Source organism: Rummeliibacillus pycnus, from assembly GCF_050459865.1.
In the GTDB taxonomy this organism is placed as follows: domain Bacteria; phylum Bacillota; class Bacilli; order Bacillales_A; family Planococcaceae; genus Rummeliibacillus; species Rummeliibacillus pycnus_B.
The window spans coordinates 35,028-43,051 of the sequence record NZ_JBCMNM010000025.1; the positions used below are offsets into that span (position 1 = coordinate 35,028).

Annotated in this window: 6 protein-coding genes; 5 read left to right on the plus strand and 1 reads right to left on the minus strand. The window is 34.0% G+C overall.

The window, feature by feature from the left end:
* Window positions 1-16 precede the first annotated feature (16 nt).
* Window positions 17-2,434 carry a leucine--tRNA ligase gene (leuS, locus tag ABE048_RS06960; RefSeq protein ID WP_430310161.1) on the plus strand — a complete coding sequence of 806 codons (2,418 nt, stop codon included), beginning with the start codon at window positions 17-19 and terminating at the stop codon, window positions 2,432-2,434.
* Between the two features lie 209 nt (window positions 2,435-2,643).
* Window positions 2,644-3,615, plus strand: coding sequence for a DUF5011 domain-containing protein (locus ABE048_RS06965; protein ID WP_430310162.1), 972 nt, complete (start codon window positions 2,644-2,646; stop codon window positions 3,613-3,615).
* Between the two features lie 94 nt (window positions 3,616-3,709).
* On the opposite strand, the gene ABE048_RS06970 is transcribed toward ABE048_RS06965, so the two are convergent.
* Window positions 3,710-4,492: an SH3 domain-containing protein gene (locus tag ABE048_RS06970; protein WP_430310164.1), complete on the minus strand. Its 783-nt coding sequence runs from the start codon at window positions 4,490-4,492 to the stop codon at window positions 3,710-3,712.
* Window positions 4,493-5,056: 564 nt separating this feature from the next.
* Between ABE048_RS06970 and ABE048_RS06975 the strand changes: the two genes are divergently transcribed.
* The 3 genes from ABE048_RS06975 to ABE048_RS06985 all read left to right on the plus strand — a co-directional run bounded on the left by ABE048_RS06975 (window position 5,057) and on the right by ABE048_RS06985 (window position 7,766).
* Complete coding sequence (locus tag ABE048_RS06975) at window positions 5,057-5,686, plus strand: Bax inhibitor-1/YccA family protein (protein WP_430310166.1); 630 nt, start codon at window positions 5,057-5,059, stop codon at window positions 5,684-5,686.
* A gap of 168 nt (window positions 5,687-5,854) precedes the next feature.
* A complete protein-coding gene (locus ABE048_RS06980; RefSeq protein WP_430310168.1) occupies window positions 5,855-6,532 on the plus strand; it encodes a response regulator transcription factor in 678 nt (225 codons plus the stop codon).
* Window positions 6,525-7,766 carry a sensor histidine kinase gene (locus ABE048_RS06985; RefSeq protein WP_430310169.1) on the plus strand — a complete coding sequence of 414 codons (1,242 nt, stop codon included), beginning with the start codon at window positions 6,525-6,527 and terminating at the stop codon, window positions 7,764-7,766. The genes ABE048_RS06980 and ABE048_RS06985 overlap by 8 nt, the downstream gene beginning before the upstream one ends.
* Window positions 7,767-8,024: the final 258 nt, after the last annotated feature.

Below are 8,024 nucleotides of genomic sequence, written 5' to 3' on the forward strand. Positions count from 1 at the left end.
GAAGGAGGAGTTACCATTGAATTTCAATCATCAAGAAATCGAGAAAAAATGGCAAGCTTACTGGGCTGAACACGAAACATTCAAAACAGTAAATGAAGATTCGAAACCTAAATTTTTTGCATTAGATATGTTCCCATATCCTTCAGGTGCAGGTCTTCATGTAGGACACCCTGAAGGCTATACTGCAACAGATATCTTATCTCGCTTCAAACGTATGCAAGGCTACAATGTAATGCATCCAATGGGATGGGATGCATTTGGTCTTCCTGCTGAACAATATGCACTTGATACAGGAAATGACCCTGCAGAATTTACACAAAAGAACATCAGCACATTTAAACGTCAAATCCAAGAACTAGGTTTTAGTTATGATTGGGATCGTGAAATTAATACAACAGATCCTGAATACTATAAATGGACTCAATGGATCTTCATCCAACTGTATAAAAAAGGTTTAGCTTACATTGATGAAGTAGCTGTTAACTGGTGTCCAGCACTTGGTACGGTGTTAGCAAACGAAGAAGTGATCGATGGTAAATCAGAACGTGGTGGTCATCCAGTAGAACGCCGTCCAATGAAACAATGGATGCTTAAAATTACTGCATATGCTGATCGTCTAATTGATGATTTAGAAGATGTCGATTGGCCAGAAAATATTAAAGATATGCAACGTCACTGGATTGGCCGTTCTGAAGGTGCAGAGGTCGATTTCAATATCAAAGATACGAACAAAAGCTTCCGCGTATTCACTACACGCCCAGATACATTATTTGGTGCTACTTACACAGTACTAGCTCCAGAACATGCATTAGTAAAAGAAATCACTTCAGATTCACAACGTGCTGCTGTAGAAGCATACCTTAATGAAGTGAAGATGAAATCAGATCTTGAACGTACTGATTTAGCAAAAGAAAAAACAGGTGTCTTCACCGGTGCATATGCAGTAAACCCAATTAACGGAAGAGAAATCCCAATTTGGATCGCAGACTATGTATTATCTAGCTATGGTACTGGTGCAATCATGGCCGTACCAGCACACGATGAACGTGACTTTGAATTTGCAAAACAATTCAATCTACCAATCATTCCTGTATTAGAAGGTGGAGATGTTTCAAAAGAAGCGTTCACTGAAGATGGAACACATATCAATTCTGATTTCTTAAACGGTTTAGATAAAGCAGATGGTATCCAAAAAGCAATTACTTGGCTTGAAGAAAACAAAGTCGGAGAAAAGAAAATTTCTTACCGTCTACGTGACTGGTTATTCTCTCGCCAACGCTATTGGGGTGAACCAATTCCTGTCATTCACTGGGAAGATGGTACAATTTCAACTGTTCCAGAAGAAGAACTTCCATTAGTTCTACCAAAAACATCTGATATCCGTCCATCAGGAACTGGTGAGTCACCACTTGCAAATATCGAGGAATGGGTAAATGTTGTAGACCCTGTAACAGGTAAAAAAGGTCGCCGTGAAACAAACACAATGCCTCAATGGGCTGGCTCTAGCTGGTATTTCTTACGTTATATCGATCCACATAACAAAGAAGCAATCGCTGATCCAGAACTATTAAAACGTTGGTTACCAGTTGATATTTATATCGGTGGTCAAGAACACGCAGTTCTTCACTTGCTGTACGCTCGTTTCTGGCATAAAGTTCTTTACGATTTGGGTGTTGTACCAACAAAAGAACCATTCCAAAAACTATTCAACCAAGGCATGATTCTTGGTGAAGGTAACGAAAAAATGTCTAAATCCAAAGGCAATGTTGTAAACCCAGATGATATCGTGGCTAGCCATGGTGCAGATACACTTCGTTTATACGAAATGTTCATGGGACCGCTTGAAGCTTCTATTCCTTGGTCTACAAACGGTTTAGACGGAGCACGTCGTTTCTTAGACCGTATCTGGCGTCTATTTATCAACGAAGAAACTGGCGAGCTATCAGATAAAATCCAAGCATCAAGTGATACAACTTTAGAAAAAGTGTATCACCAAACAGTACAAAAGGTGACTGATAACAACGAACATATCCGTTTCAATACATCTATTTCACAAATGATGGTCTTCATCAATGATTGCTATAAAGCTGAAGTTGTACCAACAGCATACGCTGAAGGGTTCGTGAAAATGCTAGCACCAATCGCTCCTCATGTCGCTGAAGAACTTTGGGCTAAACTAGGTCATGAAGATACAATCACATACGAATTATGGCCAACATTTGATCCTGCAAAACTTGTAGATGACGAAATTGAAGTCGTTGTTCAAGTCAATGGTAAAGTCCGTGCTAAACTATTGGTCTCAAAAGATGCATCACGCGAAGACCTAGAAAAAGTTGCACTTGCTGACGAACACGTAAAAGAGTTTATCGAAGGTAAAGATATCAAAAAAGTGATTGCAGTACCTGGAAAACTTGTGAACATCGTTGCAAAATAATATGTATTATTCAATTTAGGAATGATTTAAGAAATAAAAACCTTCTTTTCAAAATTATTTTGAGAAGAAGGTTTTTTGCATGGAAAAGACCATTGAGAAAAAGATAACCGTTTTTTTTAAGTAAATTTACTAAAAATACATATTTGATTGACTGAATTATTGTTAATATAATATTATACTAACAAATTTTAACTTTATAGGAGGAGAGTATGAAAAAGTTACAAGTAATACTATTATTAATTATTTCATTAGCAATTTGGGGGCACTCTAACAAGGTAAGTGCTGCTGAGGGTGAAGAAACAACATCAATAACTTTACCTAGTAATTTAGAAACATTAGAAGTCGGAGAAAAACAGGATTTAGCAATTATGGTCATAACAGATGGTCAATCAAGTACAGTTAACAGTAACATTATCTGGACCAGTTCAGATCCATCTGTCGTAAAGATTGATTCGAATAAAATTATTCCTTTAAAGAAAGGGAATATCATCTTAAATGTTGTATATAATAACATTTCTACGGATTTTCAAGTAACTATTAATGATACAAAAGCACCTATATTGTTAGGTGTTGACAATAAGATCATTTATAAAGGAACATCATTTGATGCTAAAAAAGGTATCAGTGCAAAAGATACAAATGATGGCAATGTAACAAATAAGATTAAAATCAGTGGAAAAGTAAATAATAACAAATTAGGTACTTATAAATTAACATATACTGTTGTAGATTCTTCAGGTAATAAAACAACTAAAAATAGGATTGTTACTGTAAGAAGAACATTGAAAGATAGTTTTTATAAGGAAACTAAACATGAATGGACAATGTACGGACATAAAAACTTAATTAATACGAAGGGTAACTATATTTATAAAAACAATATTGTTCTAATACCAGTAGAGGATAAAAAATATGCCTATCTTGTATTATTTGCCGAACATGAAAAATTAAAACCAAGTCAAATTAAATTTACAATCAATAAGAAAAGTAAAACTATAAAATTAATGGAAAATGCGGAATTTCTCTCGAATTCAGAAATAGCATTTTTGAAAAACAATATTAAAAGTAATAGTATTGTAGAGGTCGAGTTTAAAAATTCTAAAAAAACTGTACATTATAAGCTCAATCAAAAACAAGTGGATGCATTAATTGATAGCATCAAGTGGTATGATCAATTATAAAATGGGAGTATTCCCCATTAAAAATGATAAATATTTATTTGCATTTGAAAAAGCTGTTCCATAAGGAACAGCTTTTTTCGCATTTGATAATCATTCATTGATTTGTGAGTGAAATAAGTTCTCTAGTTGCTTTGCCATCTTTAGTTATTTTAATAATACCTACATTTGGTGCAAGATACATTTTTATATCCCCATAATTGACACGGACTACGTTTTTAAAGGATCCAGCTTTTACTGTGAAAGGTTTTTTTAAAATGTTCATTTGTACAGGGGTGGGGCCCATAAAGTAGTATTTTTTATTATTGATTACTGGATACTCAAGTAACGTCAACCCCTCTGCATGAGCAGAGTACATAGTAAGACCAAGTGACCCTTCAATAATGTGTATTTGGTCATATCCTTTTGGATCTTCCTGAAAAGGTTTTTTACCTTGATACCAAACAAATGAATTTTTATTAACATATTGCAAGAAGGGACTAGAAGTTTTTCCATTACTCCACATATAATCGTATTCACTAGAATATGAGATTATTGCAACACCAGTATTATGATATTTATAAACCTTTTTTGGATTCATGGTATAGCTTGTTTTTTGTTTTTTTAAGATATTTAAATTAACGCTGTAGATATATCCAATTTTCTGTCCATATTTAACCTTTGCCCAGCCGTTAGGATGAATGAAATAAAGAAGGACCTTTTTATTTTTTGGAAGTTTTGTTAATTTAGTAGATTTTGAACTTGGGCTTTTATAAAGATTCGTTGGATAGATTACTTCTCCATTCATTGTTTCAGCTTTTGCTATAGGATGCTGAAACACAAATAAACCAATGGCAAAAATTAGAGCGATAAGGTATTTCAGGTAAGTAAATTTCTTCATATGATTCTCCTTTCAGTAGTTTGTCTTTAATTCACATATATTAATATTTGACCATTAATATTCCATCTAATTTTAATGTTTGAATATAAAGAAACGATTCTACTTTAAAGTACTTATTTTGAAATAGTTTATTAGAATAATTTTCATAATTCGAAGATTTGATAAAAAACATAGAAAGGTGGTTAACATAACCTCGATTCACCATGGTCTATCCATGAATTTGAGTATTTAATACAAGTCAACGATTATTTATGGTTTAGCTATCAACCTATCTTCTAAATAAACAACTTAATAATTCGGGCAATATGTCATTTCCTGTATTTATGCCGCTCCAGATGGCGCTTTCGTGCTAAGCGAGCGTTGAGCCTCCTCGGAAGCCCGTACCGCGATTCTCTGCGGGGTCTCACCTGTCTCGCTTTCCCGCAGGAGTCGCCATCTTCCGCTTCATAGACAATATTCTAATAGATAAGGCATATAACAATATCTTAAAAATTTTATTTGAAACTTTTTAGGACTTAAATCGTATATATTACTAATCAACTATTCGAGAAGAGGTTATGTTGAATGGAATCACAATTTCCGAAGGTTCTTCGGTTCTTTACTTTATTATGGGCTGTAACAGCAGTAGGGCTATTTGCTGGGGTATTTGTTCCACCATCACTTGTTATGCCAATCAGTATCGCAACAGTTGTTTTACTGATTATTGTTATGTTTAGTCGTGCAGCAAGAAAAGCCAGCAAATTCATTTCAATCTTGTTTGCTTTCTTGACAGGTATTACGTTATATAGCCTATTAAACTTTTACATTGGGGCTTTAGGTGGCAATTTAGTTCTTGTCATCTTCGGTACAACTGCAGCTATCTTCATTGTGGCTGGTCTTATTGGATACAATACAAAACGTAATTTAGGTAACTGGGGTAAGTTTTTATTCATCGTTTTAATCGGTGTGTTTATCTTCTCCATTATTACAATATTTGTTGGTTTTAGTAATCTTGTTATGGTGGTTGCTAGTGCGATCGGTGTACTCCTATTTGTAGGATACACATTGTATGATATGAACCAAATTGCCCATAATCATATTAGTGATGAAGAAGTTCCACTTGTTGCATTAAATCTATATTTAGACTTCATCAACCTATTTACTGAGCTACTAAGACTTGTTTACTTTTTGAAAAATATTTTTGATGAAGATTAATCATTTATACGATAGTGAAAGCTGATATAGCTTTCACTATTTTTTTTTCGGGGTAGATTAATTTTACATTTAACTAAAAGAGTCATGTTATCTTCTTCAAAGATTCAGATGTATTTCAGTTTCATGTAGTAATATTGAAGTATGACTCCTAAATTAGAAGGTGAGAATATGAAAATTCTTGTAGCTGAAGACGATATGAGGTTGTTGAAGAATATTGTTTTTATGTTAAAAAAGGAACGTTATTCAGTAGAAGGTGTAGAAAATGGTTTTGAAGCATATGAACATGCTCTTATGGACGAGTATGATTTGATTATTTTGGATTGGATGATGCCCAAAATGGAAGGAATCACTGTGTGTCAGGAGTTACGGAAAAATGGATATGAAGGTGGAATTTTGATGTTAACTGCTAGAGATGATGCTCAAGATGTGATTCAAGGCCTTGACATGGGAGCAGATGATTATCTGATTAAGCCCTTTAAGATGCAGGTTTTATTAGCAAGAGTTCGTGCTATTTTGCGTAGAAAAAATAAACCAATCGAACAAATTATTCAACTGCAATCATTTGAGCTTCATGTAGATGCACGAACACTTTTCAAGAATCATGAGAAAATCGAATTAACAAAAAATGAGTTCTTATTGTTAGAATACCTATTTATTAATAAAGGACGTATTTTAACGAGAGAACAAATTTATGATCATATCTGGGGATATGACGAGGAAGTATCCAATAATGCGCTGGACGCTTTAGTGAAATTAGTTCGAAAAAAAATAGATGATGGCGAGCAGCCTTCTCTTATTCAAACGGTAAGAGGTATCGGCTATAAACTGAGAGATGCCTATGTTTAAAAAAATTCAACGAAAACTTACTTTGCAATATTTGACCTTTTTCTTATTATTTGTATTTTTACTAATGATTGTTCTCTATTTTGCTATTACAGCCATTGTACTACAACAACAAGTACAAGAACTTAAACTATTCCAGCAAAAGGAGCATTACCATCTACAGGGGAACAATATTCGAAAAGATAGAGAAATCGAATATGATGCAAACCGAATTTATTTTTACTATATTTTCACAAAGGACCACAAATTAGTACATGGCGACGAATCTATTCATGGACTTAGTAATGAGATTGACTCTCTAATGATCCATGCAAAAGATGGTGACCCACAGTCAATTGAATGGAAGGGGGAACATTTACTACTTTTAAAATATCATCAACCTCAAAATTCGAATGGAAATTATATGATTATTGGGCAATCGGTAACGAAAGAGCATCATTTGTTAGAGCGGATGATGTATACCATTATCATTCTCACTTTGATTGGTACAATAGTTATTGCTTTTCTTAGTCACTATCTTGCAGGTAAAGCAATGGTACCAATTAAACAATCTTTTGATCGACAACGCAAATTTGTATCAGATGCATCACATGAATTACGCACACCTTTAACGGTTTTTTACAGCTCTTTGGAAGTATTAGAAAGTGATGATGAAAATCGATTTAGTACCTTTGGAAAAGAAGTTATAACTGATTTAAAAGACGAAGCGCAGCATATGGAAACCTTATTAGAAGGTCTCTTATTTTTGGCACGTTTTGATCAGAATAAGTTGCCTATTAAAAGGGATTCAATCGCATTATCCGATATAGTTCATAATATGACAAAATCCTTTGAAAGAACTTTACCGGGTACAATCGAACTTAAAACAAAAATAGAGGACCATATCGAGTTTATCGGCGATGAAACAAAAATTCGAGAAATGTTATATATTTTACTTGATAATGCAGCAAAATTTACGGAACAAGGGTTTATTAATGTTGAACTTAGAAGCTTAACTGATAAGATTGAGCTTATCGTAGAAGACACTGGATTAGGAATAAGTGAACATGATTTGCGACATATTTTTGAACGGTTTTATCAAGCTACAAAAACTCAGGCAAAAGAGGGAACGGGTCTAGGTTTGGCCATTGCACATGCCATCGTTTTACAACATCAAGGTCATATTTCCGTAGAAAGTAAATTAGGTCAAGGAACAAAATTTATCGTTTCTTTGCCACTGCAAAATAAAAAAGATTAAATATCACTAAAACAAGATTTTGTCTCAGAATGTAGAGTAACTCGAAGAATTTCGAGTTTTTCTACATTCTTTTTCTTTTACTATAAATATAAAAGCATAAGTCTGATGATTTCCACTGCGGATGGACGCTTTCCGCGGGGCGGGTTCGAGTCGTTAAAGAAGCTGATCTGGAATTTCCTGTTTTTGAAGCACTTAAGATGAAAGATTATATAAAAACTTGTTTAGCTATCTTTGTGGATGTGGAATTAGCGAAGACTC